This window comes from Pseudomonas sp. NPDC090592, from assembly GCF_044769185.1.
In the GTDB taxonomy this organism is placed as follows: Bacteria; Pseudomonadota; Gammaproteobacteria; order Pseudomonadales; family Pseudomonadaceae; genus Aquipseudomonas.
This window is the reverse complement of the sequence record NZ_JBIVXJ010000001.1, coordinates 125,214-148,449: the sequence shown is the minus strand read 5'-3', so window position 1 is coordinate 148,449 and position 23,236 is coordinate 125,214. Positions and strand designations below refer to the sequence as shown.

Below are 23,236 nucleotides of genomic sequence, written 5' to 3'. Positions count from 1 at the left end.
GCAATACATGCACACTTACAAGAAGTTTCTCCTGGCAGCAGCTGCCACATTGGTGATGTCGGCGAATGCCATGGCCGCGGAAAAACTGCGCATGGGTATCGAAGCCGCCTACCCACCGTTCAACAACAAGGATGCCAGCGGTAACGTGGTCGGCTTCGACAAAGACATCGGCGACGCCCTGTGCGCCAAGATGAAAGTCGAGTGCTCGGTTGTTACCTCCGACTGGGACGGCATCATCCCGGCCCTGAACTCCAAGAAGTTCGACTTCCTGGTGTCGTCGCTGTCGATTACCGACGAGCGCAAGCAGGCCGTCGACTTCACCGATCCGTACTACTCGAACAAGCTGCAGTTCATTGCGCCGAAAAACGTCGACTTCAAGACTGACAAAGAGTCGTTGAAAGGCAAGACCATCGGCACCCAGCGCGCCACCTTGGCCGGCACCTACCTTGAAGACAATTTCCCGGACGTCGTCACAAAGCTGTACGACACTCAGGAAAACGCCTACCTAGACCTGGTGTCCGGCCGCATCGACGGCATCCTGGCCGACAAGTACGTGCAGTACGAGTGGCTGAAGGGCAAAGAAGGCTCGAACTTCGAGTTCAAGGGCGAGCCGGTGATGGACAGCGACAAGATCGGCATTGCCGTGCGCAAAGGTGACACCAAGCTGCGCGACGACCTGAACAAAGCCCTGGCAGAAATCAAAGCCGACGGCACGTACAAGAAGATCAACGACAAGTACTTCCCGTTCAGCATCGAATGACCCGCCCTGACCGGCGCGCCCCCGTGGCGCGCCAGTCCCTAGAATGACCTGCCCATGAATATCGACCTGCACGGATTCGGTCCGGCCATGATGGCCGGCACCCTGATGACCGTAAAACTGGCGCTTTGCGCCTTGCTGCTGGGGCTGGTGCTGGGCCTGCTCGGCGCCCTGGCCAAGACCTCGCCGATCAAGCCGCTGCAATGGCTTGGCGGCTTCTACTCAACCCTGGTTCGCGGCGTGCCCGAACTGCTGTGGGTTCTGCTTATCTATTTCGGCACCGTCGGGTTGATGAACGCCCTCGGCGAGGCCCTGAACATGCCGGACCTGGAACTGAGCGCCTTCGCGGCGGGCGTGATCGCCCTTGGCCTGTGCTTTGGCGCCTACGCCACCGAAGTGTTCCGTGGCGCCATCCTGGCAATCCCCAAGGGCCACCGTGAAGCCGGCCTGGCACTGGGCCTGTCCAAGGGCCGCATCCTGTCGCGGATCATCTTGCCGCAGATGTGGCGCATCGCCCTGCCCGGCCTTGGCAACCTGTTCATGATTTTGATGAAGGACACCGCGCTGGTGTCGGTAATCGGCCTGGAAGAAATCATGCGCCACGCGCAAATCGGCGTGACCGTGACCAAAGAGCCGTTCACCTTCTACATGGTGGCGGCCTGCATCTACCTGAGCCTGACCGTCATCGCCATGACCGGCATGCACTTCATGGAAAAACGCGCCGCTCGCGGCTTTGCGAGGGCCGAATAATGAATTGGGAAGTCATCTTCAAATGGCTGCCACGCCTGGCCGAGGGCGCGGTGCTGACCCTGGAGCTGGTGGCCATTGCGGTGGTTGCCGGGTTGATCCTGGCCATCCCGCTGGGCATCGCCCGCTCCTCGCGCCACTGGTACGTGCGCGCGGTGCCGTTCAGCTACATCTTCTTCTTCCGCGGCACACCACTGCTGGTGCAGCTGTTCCTGGTCTACTACGGCCTGGCGCAGTTCGATGCCGTGCGTTCGAGCTCGCTGTGGCCGTACCTGCGCGATCCGTTCTGGTGCACCGTGCTGACCATGACCCTGCACACCGCCGCCTACATCGCCGAGATTTTGCGCGGTGCGCTGCAATCGATCCCCAAAGGTGAGATCGAAGCGGCACGGGCGCTGGGCATGTCGCGGGGCAAGGCACTGTTCTACATCATGCTGCCGCGCGCTGCCCGCATCGGCCTGCCGGCGTACAGCAACGAAGTGATCCTGATGCTCAAGGCCAGTGCCCTGGCCAGTACCGTGACCCTGCTGGAACTGACCGGCATGGCCCGTACCATCATTGCCCGCACCTACCTGCCGGTGGAGATCTTCTTTGCTGCAGGCGTGTTCTACCTGGTGATCTCGTTCATGCTGGTGCAGGGCTTCAAGCTGCTGGAGCGCTGGTTGCGCGTGGACGCCTGCCAGGGTCGCTGATAGCTCACTGACTGCTTCGCGGGCACGCCCGCTCCCACAGGTATAGCGCCACATTCAAGGCTGGCGCTGTACTTGTGGGAGCGGGCGTGCCCGCGAAGAGGCCCTTAAAACCTACACACATCTACCCATGGCCAACTACCTCCACAGCGACCAGCTAGGCACCCGCTTCCAGGCCCTCGACCAGTTCCTGATCGAGCACCAACAGCTGTGGAAACCGCGCCCCTTCACCACCCTGCAACTGGGCTGGGAAACCACTCACCCCGAGCTCGCCGCCCACTTGCGCCAGTCTTCCCTGGCAGATGCAGAACACCCCGACACTGCTGATTTGTTGCCGGCCCCGTTCCCGCAACTGGCCCGGCAAGCCGAACAGCTATCCGCCCTGGGAAACCTCCCGGCAACCGACCTGCCCCCCGCCGCCCACCGCCTGGACGTAGCCGTGCCCGGCCGCAAATGGCAGCAGATCGAAGCCTTCGCCAGCCACCTGGCCTTCCGCGACCCGCCCCGGCACTGGCTGGACTGGTGCTCCGGCAAAGGCCACCTCGGCCGCCGCCTGCTACAACCCGGCCAGCAACTGACCTGCCTGGAGTACGACGCCGAACTGGTCGCCGCTGGCCAGGCCCTGAGCGCCCACCACCACCTGCCCGCGCAGCACGTGCACCAGGATGTGATGGCCAGCGACAGCGCCCGCCACCTGGCTGATGAGAAAAGCGTGGTTGCCCTGCACGCCTGTGGTGACCTGCATGTACGCCTGATGCAACTGGCCAGCCAGCAAGGCTGCCGGCAACTGGCCGTGGCGCCCTGCTGCTACAACCGCATCGCGGCGCAGCAGTACCAGCCGTTATCCACAGCCGCGCAGGCATCGAGCCTGCATCTGTCGCTGGACGACCTGGGCCTGCCGCTCAGTGAAACCGTCACCGCCGGTGCCCGCGTACGACGCCAGCGCGACACCTCGATGGCACGGCGCCTGGGCTTTGATTTGCTGCAACGTCAGCAGCGCCAGAGTGGCGAATACCTGCCGACCCCGTCGCTACCAGTGGCCTGGCTGGAGAAGCCGTTTGAGCAATACTGCCGAGACCTGGCTGAGCTCAAGCAACTGCCGCTGCACGGCAAACCGGACTGGGCGGCACTGGAAGCCGCCGGCTGGCAACGGCTGGCCGAGGTACGCAACCTGGAGCGCGTGCGCAACCTGTTCCGTCGGCCACTGGAGCTGTGGCTGGTGCTCGATCGCGCCCTGTTCCTCGAAGAACAAGGCTACGACGTACGCCTGGGGTTGTTCTGCGACTATCCACTGACCCCGCGCAACCTGTTGATCCTTGCCGAACGCGACCGTTAGCCGCAGCACAACCTGTGGATAACTCTGTGAACAAGCTTGTGATTACCTGTTGGAGCCAAGCGCTATTTCAAACGCTTGGCTTATTCCCGCTTGTAGGTCAAGCCCAGTAAAAACAGGCGTTTGCGCAAAGACCAGCGGCGCAGCAATCCGGCATGCCTTTCGCGCAAGCTGTCAATGCCACTTGTGCATAAACATTTCTTGTGGTTGGCGCAAGAAGCCTTTTCACGATCGTTGTGGGAGCGGCCTTGCGTCGCGAAAGGGCTGCAGAGCAGCCCCGGCGATCTCTGCAATCGCGCTGAAAACGGGGGGCCGCTGCGCGGCCCATCGCGACACAAGGCCGCTCCCACAGTGGACCGCGTCAGTGCCTAATGCGCCTTGTTCTTGGCGATCTCGATATCGTTCATCAGCGCCTTGGCCATGTCGCACAGGTAGTCAGCCGCGCCGAGGAATTTATGGTCATCTTCCATATCCCCCTCGCGCACCAGGTGCTTGATGTAGCCCATCAGGATCGAGACATGTTCGTAGGCAGCATCGACCGGGACACCGGGCTCGACGCGCAGCAGATTGAGGGATGGGTTGCCAGCGGCAAGGAAGGTTTCTACGCCTGCGGTGGTGATTGGCTTATCCGGATTGATCGTTTTCAATTTTCAAACTCCTGCGTTCATAAGGAGTTGCCGTGCTCATTCTTTCTCACGGAACGAAGGTGGCAACCAAGCACGGGGTGAGAAACCGAGTGAACGTAGGAAGCTCGGCCAGACCAAGGTCTGCCCGTGCAGGGTCGCCATTACGCAGCCGATACGTTCTAAAGTCGGGTTCTCACACCCGGTCGCCAGAGCGACCTGAAAACGTTATCCCTGAGCCATTTCCACGACAACAGCGATACTTCGGCGGCGCTCGTAGGATAGTTCCGAAGCGTCCAGAACCTGAAGCTTTTGGCCCATGATTCAGGATTTTCGTACAGCTGATGGCCCTTTCGCGGGCACGCCCGCTCCCACAGAATTGCCACAAACCCGAAGACTGTGCGGTCGCTGTGGGAGCGGGCGTGCCCGCGAAGAGGCCCTATCAAGCAACACAAGGCTAAACCCCCACCCCCGCAACCGTGTATCATCCCTCCCCCAAATCATTAAAAAGTGACGTCGCGCGCTGCCCGCCAGCCCCGCGGCCTTCTGGCGTTGCGCCAGAACCGACAATGGACCAACGGACCTGACCATCGTGACCCAAGCCAAACCCCTAGCCCTGCTGACCTTCGCCCTGGCCCTCACCGGCTGCGCCAGCGGCACCTCGCCCCACCCAAACAGCAACCTCGGCTGGAACTACCCCGGCATGCAACTGGGCGGCGACAACGGCCTGCCACTACGCACCGAAACCCCGTGCCGCAAGCGCGGCTGCGACAACGACAAGCTGTTCTTCAACCCAGGTAAAAGCGAGCCAAGCGTCACCACAATCCACCGTGGCTGGTAGGAAAATTCTCCTTTTAGGTCGGTGACTTAGGTCATTTGCGATCTTTTGCAAGGAAGTGGTTTACAGCCGCCAAACGATCGTTATAATGACGCCCCATTGCCGGTATAGCTCAGATGGTAGAGCAACTGACTTGTAATCAGTAGGTCCCGGGTTCGATTCCTGGTGCCGGCACCATATCCAGCTCCATCGCATTCCACCGAATGCCTTGGAAGCCCCTAAAACCCGCCCTTTGGCGGGTTTTTTCGTTCCAGGACCCTCCGTCGGGATCCAACAAAATACCCCATCCCCGGGGGTATTTTTAGGGTACAGCGTCTTGCCTGCATGGAGAACGTACCCTTATGCCACGTCTAGCCGTTCCTCTCAGCGACCTCAAGTGCCGTACGGCGAAACCTCGCGAACGTGCCTACAAGCTATTCGACGGTGGCGGCATGTACCTCTTCGTGAAACCCAATGGCGTGAAAACGTGGCGATTGCGCTACTTCAAGCCCAGCGGCAAAGAAGGCACGCTGATCATCGGCAACTACCCCATCATCTCGCTGGCCGTAGCCAGGACCAAGCGCGATGAAGCCAAGGCCCTGTTGATCGACAATCTCGACCCGATGGAAGAGAAGAAGAAAGCGAAGCTAGCTGCTCAACGAGCTTCCCTGCTTTTTGAAACTGTCGCCCTGGAGTGGCACGCCGAAATGTCCCGGCGCTGGACGGAGGGACACGCCAAGACCGTCATGAGCCGGTTGCGCACCCATGTCTTCCCCCTGATCGGCCAACGCCCCATTGCTGAACTCGATACTCATGACCTGCTTGAGGTCACTCTGCGTATCAAAGATCGCGGCACCATGGACGTCGCCCTGCGCGTGCAGAACTATCTCTCCACGATCATGCGGGGCGCGAAGCGGGCGCGGCAGATCAGCCAAAATCCGGCGCTCGATCTGGCAGGGTCGATTCATGCCCCGCGCACCGTGCACCGCCCTGCCCTCTCACTCAACCGCCTCCCCGAACTACTCAGCCGGATCGACAACTACAACGGCCGTGAGCTAACCAAGCTGGCTGTATTGCTGACACTGCACGTGTTCGTGCGCTCCAGCGAACTGCGCTTTGCACGCTGGGATGAGTTCGACCTGCAAAGGGCGATGTGGGAAATCCCGGACACCCGTAAGCCAATCGACGGCGTGCGCAATTCCACCCGTGGCACCAAGATGAGCGGAAACATACAGATGGTGCCGCTATCACCCCAAGTCATCGCGATCCTTGAACGGCTACGCGGCTTGAGTCGCTTCTCCGAACTGGTGCTGCCCGGTGACCACAAGTACTGGAAGCCAATGTCGGAGAACACGGTTAACCAGGTGCTGCGCAACGTTGGCTACGACACATCCAAGGAGGTATGCGGGCATGGATTCAGGACCATGGCCTGTAGCGCCTTGCTGGAGTCAGGGCTGTGGACAGACGCGGCTATTGAGCGGCAGATGAGCCACAAGGAACGCAATCGCGTGCGCGCCGCCTATATCCACAAGGCCGAATTTCTGGAGCAGCGTCGGCTGATCATGGCGTGGTGGAGCAATTACATCGATGCCAACAGATCGGGGCATGTCACTCCACATGAGTTCGCCCATCCAGCCGGCGACAACATCACTCCCTTGTCAAGTGGGCGTGGCGCATTCAATCGTCGGTGAACCCTCCAGGTCACCGTTGGCCGCTCTTAATTCGGGTCCATCCAAACAGGGCTGCAAAGCCGCCCTGTTTGGATGGACCTCGCTTTGCAAAGCTAAAAGCCGACACAAATCCTTCGGATACCACTGATTTCCACCGGTGGATAATTTCATGCACAAACCCAGAAGCCTTGAAAATCAAGGCGTTGACCAAAACTATCCACAGGCGTAGAACTGAGGTTGCAAACGCTGTCTTGGACAGCACCCAGGTGACCCGAACCTTCAAGGTCACGCCGTTCTCGCGCTGGTTCTCCCCAAAGGCGATTCGCATCCGGCACCTCGCCCGGTCACTACCCATGTGATGGATGCTCTTACACATATAGCGCTCGTGCGCCAGATATACCGTACCTCGCTGCCCTGCACCTATTCGCTTGGCCGAATATTGCGCCAACCTGCGCCCGTCTCTTTCTTCTGGAAAGAGACGGGCGCTTCTAACACTGCTGCAGCCCTGATCGCATAAGGCTTTGCAGCAATCCCCCTCGTGACAATCGGCGTGACAAACGCCGATGTCACCAGCAACAGCCATGCAGATGATGGTGCCGCAGACCAGGGAATGGACTGCACCTGACTGACAGTCAGGCATGCCCCGGTCATCGCATTGCTGCGTTCACTTGACTCAGGATCTTCAGGCGCTGGTTTAGTCAGCCAGCGCTGCCTCCACCCGCCCACCGGCAACGGTGTTTAGGAGGCCAGATCATGAGATGCCCTTGCTCCCGGATGTAAGGAGCCGCCAGTCCCGCGTAGTGGACATTCCCCACAGGCCGCAGGGGCCTTGATCCCTGATAACACTCAGCATTCTTGGCGGGATGACGTGGGGAAAAACCAGGGGTGGCGTGCCACAGTCGAGTCAAGTAATCCTTCGGAGATCCTGGCCATAGCAAAATACAAGTCTGTCTCAACCTAAATGGCATGGACTCCACCCCGGGTAAGCCACAAATCTGCGTTGGAGGAGCACCAACGAGTGATGGCAATCTGCTTGCAAGCGGCGACAGGGCATGGCTTCATAGATTCATGTCGGTCAGGGAGGATCGCTGGCGTCTAACCACTCCCTCTGCCCGTTGGAAATCAAGCGGATGGGCGAGTGAAAGAACGTGGCCACCAACAAAAACTTTACAGAAAAAACAAATAACGATACTAAAGAAGTCGGATTCCATTACCAATACTATTACTTCATTTATAGGCTACTTAACTTAAAATCTGGCCAATCCGTTGGCCTTGAAGTTAAGGATGACGTGCACACAGATTTAGATAATGACACTCAATTGCTATTCCAACTTAAACACACGGTCAAGAAAGCAACGTCAGGAGACACGACGGCGCTAACCGAGCTTGACGAAGACCTTTGGAAAACCCTTCATAACTGGGCAAGAATAATATCTGACAACGCGGCAAAAAGGCAGGAAAAAGCAGAACAGATTAAATTTGTTAAGCGGTCGGAATTTCACTTAGTTACAAACAAAACAGAAAGTAAGAAAAATGTATTTCTATTAGAGCTAGATAACTTTAAATGTTCTAAGAATAGCTTTGGCGACCTGCGAACATACATTGAAGGACTTTGCAAAAAAACAAAAAACTCTGACATTGAAAACTATATAACCATTGTTTTGGGCCTTGACGATGAAGTGTTATCACTTTTCCTCAGCAGAGTCCATCTTGAACTAGCGCTTGATGATCTTCATGCATTAATCAAGCAGTCAATCAGAGAAAAAATGGTTGAGCGAACAAGGGTAGATCTCGTTTTCGAGCGCCTGGACTCTAACATCAGAAGTGACAACTACATAAACATCAAAAATGGTGAAAAAATTGTTTTGGACTTTGACTCGTTCTATTCACGCTATAGAAGTATATTTTCATCCTCGCGAGAACCATTACAACTAAATAAACCATTCAAGCCCGCATACCCTAAAGATGTTTTTGCACAGACGTTTGTAAAACAACTCATAGCAATTAACGCTGTAAAGAAAGAAGATCTAGAGCGTGCATTTGAACTTACTACGCAACGGCTTAAAATAGCTCGCTTTATAGAAGACTGGCACCAATCAGGGGAGCTTGTTACAGATGAAATTGAAGCTTTCCACAGTGATGTTAAAGGAAAATGGAGAAATTCCTTTGAACACTGGTGCGAAGACTGCCTAGATCATGAAGCGGTCGCAAAAGCAAAGTCACTACTCCATGAACTTCGCAAAATCGAGTTCTCAATTGCTAACAGCGCGCTGAATACTGAATTAAGCAATGGTGAGCTATACCACCTCTCTGATGAAAATCTGATTGGATGGCACCGTGACTGGAAGACCATATGATGGAAGACAAAATCAGGCGCACCAATGGATTTTGGGACGGCTATAACAACATTGGTATTGGGGTTGTCGCTCTTGCATCAGCACTTAACCATCTGGGTAGCATTTCCGTCCCCAAGGCCCTATTAATTATACCCATGATAGTACATCGCCCCACGTTATCGTATATGGCACACAAAGGGACACTAGTGCGCGGCTCCGCTGCACTGGTTTCAGGACAGCCTCAACTTTTCGCCAATTTCAATGGGCGATTTGAAAGCACTCTCCCACTATCTCTAAACTCTATTCAGTTATTGATCCATCTTGGATACGCGCGACTCGGTGAAAAAATTGTGCTTAAGGAAAGATTAAACGTCTGCGCGGAGTTCGGGCAACGAGCACATAAAATCAATCAAGCATCGGAAAAACTTGCTGAGATGTTGAGCGAGCCCGTAGAAGAACTCTACCTAAACTTCAGAGTACAGCTATGAACTTTGGAATAGACTCGATAACCCTTTGGTCCAAAGAAGATAAAATACATTCACTAGAATTTAAAAGGAACAAAGTCAACATTATTACAGGTGAAAGCCAGACTGGAAAGTCGACTTTACTAAAGGTCTTGGATTATTGTTTCCTTGCGAGCGATCATGACATACCCCATGACGTAATCAATGACAACGTCAGTTGGTATGGGATCAAGTTTTATATAAATGATAAAGACTACTTTCTAGCTCGTCGCAGCCCAAACGGAAACATGGTTTCATCCGAGTACTTTTTTTCGTCGATCGGTGAAGTACCTATCACACCTATAGCCACCATAGATCAAGAAGATCTAAGAAGAATTCTCGAGGCTGAGTTCTCAATCGACGACAGAATTAAAATGCCCTTCGGGGGAAGGGTTATTAAATCTGGATCTAAAGTTTCATTTCGATATTTCTTCTTATTCAACACCATATCTGACGATATAATATTGAATAGTAAAACCTTTTTTGATAAGCAGGAAATAGACCGATATCGTGAAGCACTTCCGAGGATATTTGATCTTGCGCTAGGGATTGACGATCTAGAAAATATTGTTGCTCGCGAACGTAAAGAGCAACTTCAAAGAGAGATCGCAAAGCACGAACGAAAAAAAACAACCATATCGGACAACCAGAGTAGCTTCGCAAGCGAGATTCGTGAAATCGCATCAAAAGCAGCCGAGTTCGGACTTATACCAGAGGTCGATAAGGATGTTACTGCAATTAGCTTACGCGATTCATTATCAAACACGGACATAACACCAAACTATGACGCTTCAACCAAACGACGCGCTGATGTAAATAGCGAGTTATTCTCAATAAATAGACAAATACGAAAATATTCTCAATTCACCGAAGAATATAAAAACTACAAATCGACGATCAAAAACTCGCAAGACAGCCTTAAACCATTAAGAATCTTAATGGATCGCTCAGGAGAAGTCATTAAATCGTCTATATTCGACGAATTAATTAGCAGTTTACAGGTTGACCTACGAACAATCGATGAAGCAATCAAGGCTCGAAGACCAGTTGAAAGTCAGGTAACCGCAGCTGTAAAAAAACTCCAGGAACGCAAGCAATCTCTACAAGAAGAACTACAAGTCCTTCCTGAAGTACCACGTTCGTTCAAAGAGCTTCAAGACATGTGGGTTTTCCTAGGCGAAGCGCGAGGAAAACTAAGCATCTATTCTCGAATTGATGATAAGCAAGCAAAAAAACAAGTACCACTTGATACATCTAACCTAGCTAGTGAGCTCGACTCAATCCAAGTTAAGGATGTTGAGTCAGAGCGGGCAGCAACAATTAGCCTTATCGATGAGGTGGCTGCCGCACTCATGCTGGAGACTGGTACAGCGCTTGAAAATTATGCTACATGGTATGCGAGCTTCAACTATAAAGAAAAGAAAATTCAACTTAGGAAACCGAAATCCACACTTATTGAAAACGTAGGGAGCAGTTCAAACCACATGTTCCTACATTTAATTCACTTCTTAGCGCTGCATGAAGTAGCGCTAAATAAAAACTCAAAGTTCATTCCTAGCTTCTTAATCATAGACCAGCCGAGCAGGCCTTACTGGGGAGATGATGAAGAATCTGATCCGGAAAATTTGCCTCATAGTGATAGAGTCAAGATAAGAACAGCATTCGAGATGCTCGACAATTTCATTGCCAGGGCGAATAAAGAATATAAGAAAGAATTTCAGATCATCGTCTTTGAGCATGTACCAACGTCAATGTTTGACGATATGAAAAACACCCACTTACTACCTGTATTTAGAGGCGGAACTGCACTCATACCACCTTCATGGAAGAACAGCTAATCAGGCAAATAATAGGCACCAAGCGCCGCACTTTTTATTAAAAGCACGGCGCACGCCGCCATATGAAAATTGATGTATAACCCCATGGCGCCAAGTTGAAACAATAAAATCTTATTTCAAAACAAGTATGAGAAACTAAAAGAAGACTATGAATTGGCTAGAAATCGCACAAACCAATAAAGATGCTTTCCTTGCACTTGCTGCTATAGGTGCTTTTTTAATGACTGGGATAACAGCTCTGCTTAGCTTCATAGGCCTAATAAAGTCTAAGCGAATTGATATGCAAATCAAAGAGCAAGAAACGGTCAGAAAATTCCTAGAAGATGGAATGATAGGACTCGGAGAAAAAATGCATGAGGTATTAGCTACGGCTACAATCTTAGTAACGAAATTTGAAAACCCGCCTCTACAGCATCACCCTGAATATGTAACTTCCATACAAAAACATAAGTCTCGAATCGATAGCGACAAAAAACATTTGATAAAAGCTAAAGCCGTATATCGATATAAGCTTTACGGCATGGAAGAAGGTATTGCCATAATTGCCAGAGTAGGAGACTGGGTAAAGGGACTAAATAACAATATACCACTAGCCAGAAAACTCTTAAAGGAAGCTGATGAAGTCCGGAAAAGTATTGATAGGGAGTTACTGAAATGCTACCGAAAAGGTACCTACCCTTCGTGGTGGTCAAAGCGTAGAGTTAATAGGAGAGTCAAAAAAATTAGACTTCTTTGGGATAGAAGAAATATCTAACCGCGCAGCACGCTAATATCTATCCAGCGAGAAACACTACATCAGACAATTCCAGTTCGATTCCACAAATAGCCATAAAGAGCTGATTTATTTATAGCGATGCTATGAGGTACACTCATAAATCCACCAAATTCCAGCCCCGCGAATCCCCTACCCTCACAGCAAGAAACCGTTCGTCTGGTGCCCATACGCAGTACTCCAAAAGGCTCACCGAAAGGTGGGCCTTTTTTGTTTCAGGCATTGCAAATCACCCTCGACCCACCCGGCTCGCACTTGAACAAATTTCTCGAAGCCAACGTGACCGGTGTATCTCCAGCTGTCATGCGTTTCCTGCTCTGGCCTCATCGCCGGCAAGCCATCTCTTCCAGGCACTGTACAACGCTCAAGGTCGCTGCAGTCGGTGTAAAAGCTGGCGCGCAGCGGACCAGCAATCCGCTCAGTGCTCGCAAAAAGTCGATAGCTTGATTGCCCCCTATACCGCCGCAGACTCAAGCACCCGCGACAAGGAAAATTTTCCTGACACTAATAAAATTCTGCCTTGGCTTCCTTCAGATAGACTCTCGTCACACCCATCATGAGCATTGGGATCATGCTGCATCTGCAAACCCCTCTGTCAAAAGCCGTGCAAAGCCTCTTTGAGCGGGCGTTGCCGCTACTGGAGGGCATGCGCCCAGGAACGCTTAAAATTTACGTCTTCGGCGGATGCGCCATGCACATCCTCACGAACGCCCGCGGAAGCGCAGATGTGGACGCAGAGCTTCGCGCTTCCGAGCAGTTGCTGATCGAGGAAATCAAGACCGTGCTGCAGGCTCCCGAGGACTATGAGGAGAACGGGCTCGATCTGTCCGTCGTGTTCGATCAAGGCTTCAACAATTCACTGTGCCCGCTGCACGAGGATTACGACGAGCGTGCCATCGCTCTGCCAGGGCAAGAAAACGCGCCGATGCAAGTGTTCATAGCGAACCCATTTGATCTGGCCATTTCCAAGCTAGGGCGTTTCACGGAGCGTGACCGCGAAGACATCCTGACACTCATCCGAGAGCTGGACCTTGATCTTGAGAAGCTTGATAAGCTGGCACTGGAAGCGATCGACTACTATCCGTGCGACAAGGCCACCGTGATCAGTTACTTGAGGATCATTCTCGATGACGCAGCAGAACAGCGTTAGCCACACCCCGCAATCGACCGATCTCAGCGGGGGGAGCGTGAAAAGCTCTGATGCTTTTCGTCGCGTCGTGGTCGCCGCAACCAAAGGATCTTTGGAACAGCTCGAAAAAGAAGTCGCTGCCGCCTTTGCCTATGCTTTCTGGTACGCCAACGATGCGACGAGCAGAGCCATAGAAGATCGGCTGAAAGACCCTGCCGTAGCGCGAGTACGCAAACGCAGGCTCATGTATCTGGTTGATCGGCTTCGCCGTTTTCCATGCATGGAACCCGAGCAGGCTTCGAGAATGAAAGACTTCGTTGCCTGTTGGAGCGACCTTTCACACAGCGCTAGCCAAAAGGTCGTTGAAAGGGCAGCCAAGGTAAATCCTTACGACAAGCTCGCCGTCACTTGGGGGCTTGATGAGAACGTGAGTAATGTCATGAGCATGGTGCTTGAGTTTCAAACCAGGCATTTCGTGGATGAGCATCACTTACCGAGCGGCTACACGAAGCTGAAAAACGATAAACGGGAGCGTGTAGCAAACTGAGAGTGCCCTCATGTCTTAGCCATCGACCTAGACTTGGATTAATTCGACCACACCCCCTCTAGCAACACCTTGTCATCCCCAACCACCCCCAGCTAAGATGCGACAAATTCTCATCCGCATTCCTATCTGAACCCAAGGCCCGCAGTGTCCTCACCACCCGCTCCGCCTTCCGTGCAAACAGATATCCAGTCCCTCTACACCGAGCACCACGCCTGGCTCGTCGACTGGCTGCGCAAGCGCTTGCGCCAAGGTGACAATGCCGCAGACCTGGCCCAGGACACCTTCGTCAACGTACTGGGCAAGCCCGACCGCCTCAAGGACGTACATCAGCCCCGCGCATGGCTTAGCACCATCGCCCGGGCTCTGGTAATAGACCGCGCCCGCCGCGACCGGGTGGAAAGGGCCTACCTGGACGCCATTGCCCATTTGCCTGAAGCCTTGATGCCCTCGCCCGAAGCCCAGATGATCCTGCTGGAAACCCTGGCCAAGGTCGACGCCCTGCTCGACGGCTTGCCGCCCAAAGTGCGCAAGGCGTTCCTGCTGTCGCGCCTGGACGGCCTGGGCTACAAGGAAATCGCCCTGCAACTGGGTGTGAGCCTGAGGTCGGTGGAAAGCTACATGGCCAAGGCCATCCGCCACTGCTATTTCGCCACCTTATGACCAGCGCAACCCGCCCCGACTTGCCGGAAGAAGTGCTCGACCAGGCGATCATGTGGATGGTGCGCCTGCATTCCGGCTACGCCGACGCGCAGGCGATGCAGGGCTGCCTGCACTGGCGCCAGCTGCATCCGTTGCATGAGGCGGCCTGGCAGGCGCTGCAGCGCAATGAATCGACGCTCAGCAACCTCGCCGGCCTGTGTGGCGTACCCGGTGGTGTCGCCCACGATACTTTGGACCGCATGCAGCATCGGCAGTTGGGCCGCCGGCGGCTGCTTCAGGTGGTGGGTACCGGGCTGATCATTGGCGCGACGGGCTGGCAAGGCCGGGAGGGTGTTCAGCGTTGGGCCGCAGACTACAGCACGGCCGTGGGTGAGCGGCGAACGCTGATGCTGGCCGACGGCACACGGTTGCAGCTCAATACCCGAACGGCAGTCGATGTGGTGTTCAGCGAGCACCAGCGGCTGATCAAGCTTTTGCAGGGCGAGATATTCATCGACACCGGGCCCGACGATGGCGTGCCCGGCGGCAAGCGCAGTTTCTGGGTGCATACCGCCCAAGCCCGGTTGCAGGCGCTGGGTACCGCTTTCGCGGTGCGCCAGGATGAGTCCACTACCCGGCTTGCAGTCGAACACAGTCAGGTTGCTATTCACCAACACATGCAGCAGCAATTGGTCGAGGCCGGTGAGCAGTACTCGATCAGCGCCGAAGGCTGCGTGAAACTGCCATTGGGCGAGATGGATGCCAGCGCCTGGACACGGGGTCAGCTGGTAGCCCGCAGCATGTCGATGCAGGCACTGGTCAGCGAGCTGGCCCGCTACCAGCGTGGCTGGCTGGCCTGTGCGCCTGAGGTTGCCGGGTTGAAGGTTTCCGGTGTATTCCAGCTTGCCGACATCGACCGGGCGCTGGATGCACTCGAAGAGTCGATGCCGGTAAGAATCCAGCGCGTCACCCGGCTGTGGCGTCGCGTGGTAGCGGTTTGAGCTGTTTCTGCAAGAAAATCGCGCTTCAGGCTGCGGGTTTTTCGGAGCACTTCGGCTAACAGGGAAAAGACCCCTGCCAAACGAATGGAGCTCGATTCACATGCCATCCGCGTTTCCTCCCCGCCCGGTTGCCAAAACCCGCCTTGCCGTAGCGCTGCGTGGCGTGCTGCTCGCCAGCGCAGCAAGCGTGGCACTGCCAGTGGGTACGGCACATGCCGCCCAGGCAGACATTCGCCATTACGACCTGCCTGCAGGCGCGTTGGAACAGTCGCTCAACGCATTTGCCCAAACGGCCAACATCAATTTCTCATATGACCCGGCGTTGGTACGTGGCAAGCATGCGGCGGCCCTGAGCGGCGACTACACCATCGAGCAGGGCCTTGGCCTGCTTCTGCTGGGCTCTGGCCTGGGCGCCACCCAGGCGGCCAATGGCAACTGGTCCCTGGACCCGGTCGCCGTTAGCGGGGGCGCGGTGATGGAACTGGGCAGCACGCTGGTCAGCGGCCAGGGCATGGGTGAGATGACCGAGAACAGTGGCTCGTACACCACCGGCGCGGTCAGCGTGGGTTCCAAGAGCCCGACCAGCCTGCGCAACACACCACAGTCGGTATCGGTGCTGTCCAGCCAGCTGATCGAGGACCGCGCCGTCACCAGCTTGCAGGATGCGCTGAAGATGGCCCCTGGGGTGACGGTGCAGAAAACCACCAGCGACACCTACGAGTTCTACTCGCGTGGTTTCAACATCGACAGCATCCAGATCGACGGCGCCGCGCCCATGGCCTTGTCGTCGGTGGCCACCAGCTTCTACTCGCGCCGGCTCTACAACCTGGTCGAATTCGACCATGTAGAGGTATTGCGTGGCTCGGGGGCGTTATTTGGCGGCGTGGGCGACCCGGGCGGTGTAATCAACCTGGTGCGCAAGCGCCCGCTGTCAGACTTTCAGTTGAAGTTCGAGGCCGCCGCCGGCTCCTGGGACAATTATCGCTCGCAAATCGACGTGACCGGCCCATTGACCGAAAGCGGCAACGTACGCGGCCGCGTGGTGACGGCCTACACCGACCGCCAATACTTCACGGACCGCCTGGCCACCCAGAAACCTACAATCTACGGGGTATTCGAAGTAGACCTCGGGCCGCAGACCATTTTCACCCTGGGCGGCATGTACGAAAGCACCCACTCCAACTCATCGCTGGGCCTGCCGCGTTATAGCAATGGTACAGATATCAGGCTGCCACGGCATACCAACTTTGGGCAGAACTGGTCGTACATGGACAATATCTCTCAGGAGATCTTTACCAAGGTTGACCACTACTTCGACAACGACTGGAAGCTGAACGTCTCGTATACCAACACCCGCGATGCGGGCAAGGCACTGGCCGCAGTGTCGGGCAATGCCGTCAACCCGGTGACCATGACCGGGCCTGTGTGGCGTGCCAGCTACAACGTTTACTCAACCAGCCAGGACCTGATCGACAGCAACTTGTCCGGCAGTTTCGATGCCTTTGGCCGCGAGCATCAGTTTGTGGTGGGTAGCGACTACCAGCGCGTCACCAGCCGCTGGCAGGGTGCGGGGGCGTTCACCGGCACTGGCGTGCCCATCGACATCTACGACCCGGGGTACTGGAAGCCCACCACGATTTCGCTGGAGACCCCGCGTGACTACAGCCCCAACACGCAGGAGCAGTACGGGATGTACGGGCGCCTGACCCTGCAAGTGACTGACCCGCTGAAAGTCATACTGGGTGGCCGGGCGGCCCGTTACCACTTCCAGCAGATCTATACCAACGCCGGGGTGGTGCAAAGCAACATCGACATGCGTGAGCCTACGCGCTTCGTGCCTTACTTTGGCGCGGTCTACGACCTTGATCAGCAATGGTCGCTGTATGGCAGCTATTCGAAGATCTTCAAGCCCCAGCAAAGCTACCTGTTCGGGCCGGAAAACAGTAACCAGGTACTGGAGCCGCTGGTCGGCCATACCTCCGAAGTGGGCATCAAGGGTGAACTGCTCGATGGCCGCCTGAACACCAGCCTTGCCGTTTTCTACACCAAGCGCAAGAACGGCGCGATACGCGACACCACCTACGAGTCCAAAGACACACTGTATGGGGGCAGCTGCTGCTGGTTGAACCAGGGTGAGGTTATCAACAAGGGCATCGAGCTTGAAGCCACGGGCGAAATCCTTGAAGGCTGGAACCTGATGACCAGCTATGTGTACAACTACAACAAGAACGAGAACACCAACAAAGGGCTGAACACGATCACGCCCAAGCATCAATTCAAGGTATGGACAACTTACCAGTTACCAGGGGAGTTCTCGGACTGGACCGTGGGCGGTGGCGCTGATATGCAAAGCGCCACGTATGTGAGCGGTGAAACAGTGCGGGTGGATGGCAATGGCAACGTTGTGCAGCAGAAAATCCCGTTCGACTACAAGCAAAGTGGCTACGCGGTGTGGAATGCGCTGCTGAAATACCGCGTGGACGACCACTGGACCGTGTCGCTGAACGCCAACAACCTGTTCGACAAGAAGTACTACCAGACGGTTTCCAGCGCAGCGAACGGCAACTTCTATGGTGACCCGCGCAATTACATGCTGACGTTGAGAGGCACATTCTAGTCGTCAGTAGCTTGGCCTTCAGGCGATACACCCAAGTGGCTGAACCCAGCTGAAAGGGGCCGCTTTGCGCGGCCCCCTGTGGGAGCAACGGTCTTGTGCTGCTTGTGCGGACCTCTTCGCGGCTAAATCTCCCACAGATACTGTGTTAACTCAAAGCCAGCGCAGTCCCTGTGGGAGCGGGCATGCCCGCGAAACAGGAGACGCAGTGGATGGCACCGGCTTTGCCGGTGTTCGCGGGCAAGCCCGCTCCCACAGGGATTGCACAAGCTTTCAGATCTTGAACAAGACAGTTGCTCCCACAGGATTAGCGCCAACCTCACCGTCTGCGCCTACCCTGTGGGAGCGGCTTTAGCCGCGAACACCGGCAAAGCCGGTGCCATCCATCGCGTCGCCTGTTTCGCGGGCGCGCCCGCTCCCACAGAGACAGCGCAGGTCTTGGGCGACCCCGGCATTCTCTGCATGCGCGCCGAGATGCTGGGGCCGCTGCGCGGCCCATCGCGACGCAAGGCCGCTCCTACACCTGACCGCGTCCGGTCAGAACGCGGTGCTCACCGTCAGCGACAGGTTACGCGGGTCGCCATAGATCCCGCCGGCATAGAACCCGTACTGGGTGTAGTAGTGCTTGTCGAACAGGTTGTTTGCGTTAAGGGTGACGCTGACGTCATCGGTCACCTGGTACTTGGCCATGGCATTCCAGATGGCATAACCGGACCAGTTCACGTCGGTGGCACCGTTACTCACGCCATTGGTGGGCTGGCCGGCCGGGCTGGAAATGGCCCGGATGTTGGTCTGTGCAGTCACGCCGGCACCCACGGTCAGGCGGTCGAGCGGGCCGCTGAGGCGGTAGGTGGTCGAAGCCTTGAACAGGTGCGACGGGTCGCTGCGGCCGTCACTGTCGATGCGACGGAAGTGCAGGTAGGTGTAGCCGGCATACACGTTCCAGTTGGGGGTCAGCGCGCCTGCCACTTCCAGGTCGATACCGTCGGTTTCCACACCGGAGCCTGCCTTGTAGGCACTGGCCCCGGTCGGCGTGGTCAGGTCGCCATCCAGCACGGCCTTGTTTTCCTGCTTGGTACGGAAGTACGCCGCCGAGGCGTTCAGGCGGCCGTCAAACCACTCGCCCTTGACTCCGGTCTCGTAGCTTTGCCCACGAATCGGCTCGACCTTGCTGCCGCTCACGGTCTCCGATGTTTGCGGGGTGAAGATGTCGGTGTAGCTGGCGTACAGCGAGTAGTTGTCGTTGAGGTCATACACCGCGCCCAGGTTCGGGGTGACGATGCCGTTCTCTTCCTGGCTGCTGCGTTCGCCGGCCACGCTGCGGGTAACCGACGAGTAGTTGCTGGTGCGCACACCGACAATCACCGACAACGGGTCGGTAATGCTCAGGCGGGTGGCGGCGTACATGCCTTGCAAGCGGGTGGTGGTCTTGCTGTGCAGGCCGGTACGCGAGGCGATGATGTCGTAGTCGTCATCCACGCCATTGTGCCAGTTGGTCACCGGGAAGCCGTTGTTGGCGCGGAACTGGCAACCGAGTGCCGGTGCGCTGGCCATGCCGTCGCCAACCATGGTGCAGGTGTATTGCGGCGACCAGCCCACGGTGCGGCTGTCGTTGTAGCCGACCATGGCCTGGTGGGTGCGGCCGAACAGCTGGAACGGGCCGGACAGGTCGATCTGCGCCGACTGCTGGGTGGTGTCGCTGGAGCTGTGCAGGCCGTTGAGCACGGCGCCGCTGCCATCCTGGTCCCAGTAGCCGCCATAGCTGCCGCGGCCTGCGGAGTTGACCTTGGCCAGGCCACGGTGGTTGAGGGCTTCGGTGGTTGCCTGGGAGGCTTTCAGGTCCAGCGTCCAGTCGTTGTCGAAGCGGTGCTCCAGCGAGCCGAATGCGGTGCGGGTGGTGTACTCGCCAAAGCTCCAGCTGGGCACCACGTTGGTGCTGCGTGGCAGGTCGGTCTTGCTGCCGTCGCGGTACCACAGCGGGATGTTCGCACCCCAGCCGCCGCCGACCACCTTGTTGTACTCGTATTGGTAGCCGGCGCCCAGGGTGGTGGCGTCGTCCAGGTCGAACTCGAAGTTGGCCAAGGCGGCGCGGGAGCGTTCGGACTGGTTGTCGCGGAACGAGTTGGCGTCCTGCTGGGTCATGACGAAGCGCGACCGCAGGCGGCCGTCTTCGGACAGCGGCAGGTTCAGGTCGGCGCCCAGGCGGCGTTTGTCCCAGCTGCCGTAGGTGGCGTAGGCACTGCCGCCAAAGGTCTTGGTCGGCGCCTTGCGGATCAGGTTGACGGTGGCCGAAGGGTCGCCGGTGCCGCCCAGCAGGCCGTTGGCGCCGCGCACGATGTCGATGCGCTCGTACAGGTCCATGTTCAGCGCGTTGCCGCTGCCAGTGAAGTCCGAACCGCCCTGGGTCTGCAGGCCGTCGACCTTCCAGTTGCTGATCGAGTAACCACGGGCACGGTAGTCGGTACGCCCGCCCACTTCGGACTTGTTGGCGGTTACGCCCGGCGTGGTTTCCAGCGCCTGCTCGATGGTGTGGATGCCGCGGTCTTCCATCTGCTGGCGGGTGATGGTGGTGACCGACTGCGGCGTCTGCCGTGGGGTCAGGTTCAGGCCGGTGGAGCTGCGGGTGCTCTCGACGGTGTAGCCTATCTGGCCGGTATCGTCAGCGGACAGCAACGCGCTGTCTTCGATCTGGGTGGCATCCAGTTCCAGCGGCTTGCTGTCTGCGGCCACGGCGCCGCCACTGATGGCGACGGCAACGCAGAAGGCGAGTGGCTTGAGGTGGCTGCCACCACGGGTAAACGCGGAGGGTGTTTTAGGGGTTCTGGTGAAGTTCATTTGGGAAGGCTTCGTATTTGCAGTTGATTTTTTGTTAGGATTCTAGGGATCGGCCCTCCCGGCTCCAGACCCGACATGTACGGGGATGTAATTGAACGTAACGAGCGCCACCGGCCCTCACCGAACAGGTGTTTTTCCGCATGAGCACGACCCTGCTGGTTGTCGATGATGACGACGAGATCCGCGAACTTCTTTGTGATTACCTGACAGATGCCGGCTACAACGTACTGGCAGCTGCCGACGGCGAGCAAATGCGCGACCAGCTGGCCCGGCACAAGGTGGAACTGGTGGTGCTCGACTTGATGCTGCCGGGTGAAGACGGCCTCAGCCTGTGCCGCCAGCTGCAAGCGACGCCAGGTCTGGCGGTGATCATGCTGTCGGCCAAGGGCAGCACGCTGGACCGCATCATCGGCCTGGAAGTCGGCGCCGACGACTACCTGGCCAAGCCGTTCGAGCCGCGTGAGCTGATCGCGCGGATCAAGGCCGTGCTGCGTCGCCCGCAACGCCTGGAAACACTCGCAGAAGAACCTGCCGTGGTGGATGCCCAGCTGTTCGCAGGCTTTCGCCTGGAGCACATAAAGCGCCTGCTCACGCGCCCTGATGGAGAAACCCTGACCCTGCCGCGCTCCGACTACCGTGTGCTGCGTGAGTTGCTGGAAGCCAACAACCGGGTGGTTTCACGCGATCAGCTGACCCGCAGTGCATTCGGCCGCGACCACCTGCCCGACGACCGTTCGGTGGACATGTGCGTCAGCCGCCTGCGCCAGCACTTGCGCCGGGCACCGGCAGGCGCAGCGCAAATTCTTACCATCCGCAATGAAGGCTACCTGCTGAGCATCGCCAGCTTTGAGGCGGATGCCTGAGATGCGCTGGCTTCGCCGGCTGTGGCCGCGCACCTTGTTTGGTCAGCTGTTGCTGATCATGGTCAGCGGTACGCTGGTGATCCAGTTGATGTCGAGCAGCATCTGGTTCGATGTGCGTTTCGCCCAAGTGCTCGAGGCGCCTGTGCGGCTGATCGCAGCGCGCAGTGCGCCACTGATTGCCCAGGCAAACTGCCACGCCGGCACGCTGCAGGTACCCGCCCACTATCAACTGCGCTGCGCCGAAACCCTGCCCGCGTCTGAACATGACGAGCGCCGCGGGCGCAGGCGCGTCGAGCTGTTGCTGCATCAAGCCCTCAAGTACGAACTGGGGCATGCCCAGCAGGTGCGCCTGATGAAGGTGCAACTGACCGATGAACTGGGCCAGCCGATTGTCTGGCGCAGCCTGTTCGGGCTGCGTACAGCACAGGCGCATATCCAGTTTGCCGTGCCGTTGACCGATGGCCATTGGCTAACCATCGATGGCCAGGAACTGCAGGGTTGGAGCGGCGAGTCGGCCTGGGTGCTGATCAGCGATTATCTGCTGAGGGTGTATGCGCTACGCATCGTTGCGGTGTTGCTGGTGTGCCTGATTGCCGTGCGCCTGTGCCTGCGCCCGTTGCGGCGCCTGGCCGATGCTGCACGGGGGCTGGGTGGCAACCTGGAGCAGCCGCCGTTGGCACTGGATGGCCCGGAGGAAGTTCGCCAGGCGGCCCAGGCCTTCAACGCCATGCAGCAGCGGCTGATTGCCATGGTCAATGATAAAGCCTACTTCCTGGCTGCGGTGTCTCACGATCTGCGCACCCCGCTGACCCGCATGCGCCTGCGGCTGGAGCGCCTGGCGGACGACGAACACCGCCAGCGCCTGCAGCAGAACATTACGCAGATGGATGACATGATCGGCCAGGTACTCGATTACCTGCGCGCGGGAGAGCAACTGAACTTGCAGCAGGTAGACCTGGACCGGCTGGTGGCACGCCAGTGCGCCGACCTGGCTACCGCCGAAGAGCCGCTGCCGGTGCATGGCCACGCAGGCGACTCACAGGTCGATGCCCTGCTGTTGCAGCGTTGCCTGCAGAATCTGCTGGTCAATGCACTGCGCTATGCCAAGGACGTCTCGGTCACGCTGGAACAGGCGGTGAGTGGGGTGTTCATCCACATCGACGACCGCGGGCCGGGGATCGCGCCGGAGTTGCTGGCCACCATCACCGACCCGTTCGTGCGCGGGGAAGGCTCACGTAACCAGGCCTCTGGTGGGTATGGGCTGGGGTTGAGCATTGCCCAACGGATCGCGACCAGTCATGGCGGCGATCTGATGCTGTCGAACCGCGACGGCGGTGGGTTGCGGGCTAGCGTGTTGCTGCCACGCTGACCTTCAAGCGAACCCAGCCTCTGATCTTGACCAAAATCTGTAAGCCTGCGCGATCTCTGTGGGAGCGGGCGAGCCCGCGAAACAGGCAACGCGGTGGATGGCACCGGCGCTGCCGGTGTTCGCGGGCTCGCCCGCTCGCACAGTCAACCCACCG

20 protein-coding genes and 1 tRNA gene are annotated in these 23,236 nt (G+C 57.1%); 18 read left to right on the top strand and 3 right to left on the bottom strand.

Going from position 1 to position 23,236, the window contains the following annotated elements:
• Positions 1-7: 7 nt before the first annotated feature.
• The 4 genes from ACIQUI_RS00680 to ACIQUI_RS00665 all read left to right on the top strand — a co-directional run bounded on the left by ACIQUI_RS00680 (position 8) and on the right by ACIQUI_RS00665 (position 3,529).
• Positions 8-760 carry an ABC transporter substrate-binding protein gene (locus tag ACIQUI_RS00680; protein WP_403194169.1) on the top strand — a complete coding sequence of 251 codons (753 nt, stop codon included), beginning with the start codon at positions 8-10 and terminating at the stop codon, positions 758-760.
• 54 nt (positions 761-814) lie between these two features.
• Complete coding sequence (locus ACIQUI_RS00675; protein WP_403194167.1) at positions 815-1,507, top strand: ABC transporter permease; 693 nt, start codon at positions 815-817, stop codon at positions 1,505-1,507.
• Complete coding sequence (locus ACIQUI_RS00670) at positions 1,507-2,196, top strand: ABC transporter permease (RefSeq protein ID WP_014589362.1); 690 nt, start codon at positions 1,507-1,509, stop codon at positions 2,194-2,196. The genes ACIQUI_RS00675 and ACIQUI_RS00670 overlap by 1 nt, the downstream gene beginning before the upstream one ends.
• A 127-nt stretch (positions 2,197-2,323) precedes the next feature.
• A complete protein-coding gene (locus tag ACIQUI_RS00665; RefSeq protein ID WP_403194164.1) occupies positions 2,324-3,529 on the top strand; it encodes a methyltransferase in 1,206 nt (401 codons plus the stop codon).
• A 365-nt stretch (positions 3,530-3,894) separates the two neighbouring features.
• On the opposite strand, the gene ACIQUI_RS00660 is transcribed toward ACIQUI_RS00665, so the two are convergent.
• Positions 3,895-4,164 carry a DUF3077 domain-containing protein gene (locus ACIQUI_RS00660; protein ID WP_403194410.1) on the bottom strand — a complete coding sequence of 90 codons (270 nt, stop codon included), beginning with the start codon at positions 4,162-4,164 and terminating at the stop codon, positions 3,895-3,897.
• 577 nt (positions 4,165-4,741) lie between these two features.
• Between ACIQUI_RS00660 and ACIQUI_RS00655 the strand changes: the two genes are divergently transcribed.
• From ACIQUI_RS00655 to ACIQUI_RS00645, 3 genes are all read left to right on the top strand, one after another.
• Complete coding sequence (locus ACIQUI_RS00655; RefSeq protein ID WP_403194162.1) at positions 4,742-4,990, top strand: hypothetical protein; 249 nt, start codon at positions 4,742-4,744, stop codon at positions 4,988-4,990.
• 98 nt (positions 4,991-5,088) lie between these two features.
• Positions 5,089-5,164: transfer RNA gene (locus tag ACIQUI_RS00650), tRNA-Thr, on the top strand.
• Between the two features lie 164 nt (positions 5,165-5,328).
• Positions 5,329-6,657, top strand: a complete 1,329-nt coding sequence (locus ACIQUI_RS00645; protein ID WP_403194159.1) for a tyrosine-type recombinase/integrase — start codon at positions 5,329-5,331, stop codon at positions 6,655-6,657.
• A gap of 10 nt (positions 6,658-6,667) precedes the next feature.
• Here the strand turns inward: ACIQUI_RS00645 and ACIQUI_RS00640 are convergent, their stop codons facing one another.
• A complete protein-coding gene (locus ACIQUI_RS00640) occupies positions 6,668-7,276 on the bottom strand; it encodes a hypothetical protein (RefSeq protein WP_403194156.1) in 609 nt (202 codons plus the stop codon).
• 508 nt (positions 7,277-7,784) lie between these two features.
• Between ACIQUI_RS00640 and ACIQUI_RS00635 the strand changes: the two genes are divergently transcribed.
• The 9 genes from ACIQUI_RS00635 to ACIQUI_RS00595 all read left to right on the top strand — a co-directional run bounded on the left by ACIQUI_RS00635 (position 7,785) and on the right by ACIQUI_RS00595 (position 18,018).
• On the top strand, positions 7,785-8,993 hold the full coding sequence (locus ACIQUI_RS00635) for an ABC-three component system protein (RefSeq protein WP_403194153.1): 1,209 nt from the start codon (positions 7,785-7,787) through the stop codon (positions 8,991-8,993).
• Positions 8,990-9,460 carry a three component ABC system middle component gene (locus ACIQUI_RS00630; protein ID WP_403194150.1) on the top strand — a complete coding sequence of 157 codons (471 nt, stop codon included), beginning with the start codon at positions 8,990-8,992 and terminating at the stop codon, positions 9,458-9,460. Before ACIQUI_RS00635 ends, ACIQUI_RS00630 begins: the two co-directional genes overlap by 4 nt.
• Positions 9,457-11,313: a DUF3732 domain-containing protein gene (locus tag ACIQUI_RS00625; RefSeq protein ID WP_403194147.1), complete on the top strand. Its 1,857-nt coding sequence runs from the start codon at positions 9,457-9,459 to the stop codon at positions 11,311-11,313. Before ACIQUI_RS00630 ends, ACIQUI_RS00625 begins: the two co-directional genes overlap by 4 nt.
• A gap of 148 nt (positions 11,314-11,461) precedes the next feature.
• The gene (locus ACIQUI_RS00620; RefSeq protein WP_403194145.1) at positions 11,462-12,067 is read left to right on the top strand and encodes a hypothetical protein; all 606 of its coding nucleotides are present in this window, start codon (positions 11,462-11,464) and stop codon (positions 12,065-12,067) included.
• A gap of 589 nt (positions 12,068-12,656) precedes the next feature.
• Entirely contained in the window at positions 12,657-13,235 is a 579-nt protein-coding gene (locus ACIQUI_RS00615; RefSeq protein ID WP_403194142.1) for a DUF6036 family nucleotidyltransferase, read from the top strand.
• Positions 13,213-13,761 (top strand): hypothetical protein, encoded by a 549-nt coding sequence (locus tag ACIQUI_RS00610; protein ID WP_403194140.1) that lies wholly within the window; start codon positions 13,213-13,215, stop codon positions 13,759-13,761. Before ACIQUI_RS00615 ends, ACIQUI_RS00610 begins: the two co-directional genes overlap by 23 nt.
• 144 nt (positions 13,762-13,905) lie before the next feature.
• Positions 13,906-14,421 (top strand): sigma-70 family RNA polymerase sigma factor, encoded by a 516-nt coding sequence (locus tag ACIQUI_RS00605; protein WP_403194138.1) that lies wholly within the window; start codon positions 13,906-13,908, stop codon positions 14,419-14,421.
• Entirely contained in the window at positions 14,418-15,401 is a 984-nt protein-coding gene (locus tag ACIQUI_RS00600) for a FecR domain-containing protein (RefSeq protein WP_403194135.1), read from the top strand. Before ACIQUI_RS00605 ends, ACIQUI_RS00600 begins: the two co-directional genes overlap by 4 nt.
• Before the next feature lie 100 nt (positions 15,402-15,501).
• Positions 15,502-18,018 carry a TonB-dependent siderophore receptor gene (locus ACIQUI_RS00595; RefSeq protein WP_403194132.1) on the top strand — a complete coding sequence of 839 codons (2,517 nt, stop codon included), beginning with the start codon at positions 15,502-15,504 and terminating at the stop codon, positions 18,016-18,018.
• Positions 18,019-18,552: 534 nt separating this feature from the next.
• Here the strand turns inward: ACIQUI_RS00595 and ACIQUI_RS00590 are convergent.
• Positions 18,553-20,850, bottom strand: coding sequence for a TonB-dependent siderophore receptor (locus ACIQUI_RS00590; RefSeq protein WP_403194129.1), 2,298 nt, complete (start codon positions 20,848-20,850; stop codon positions 18,553-18,555).
• 140 nt (positions 20,851-20,990) lie between these two features.
• Between ACIQUI_RS00590 and ACIQUI_RS00585 the strand changes: the two genes are divergently transcribed.
• Entirely contained in the window at positions 20,991-21,713 is a 723-nt protein-coding gene (locus tag ACIQUI_RS00585) for a response regulator (protein WP_403194127.1), read from the top strand.
• A gap of 1 nt (position 21,714) precedes the next feature.
• Positions 21,715-23,082: an ATP-binding protein gene (locus ACIQUI_RS00580; protein WP_403194124.1), complete on the top strand. Its 1,368-nt coding sequence runs from the start codon at positions 21,715-21,717 to the stop codon at positions 23,080-23,082.
• Positions 23,083-23,236 lie beyond the last annotated feature (154 nt).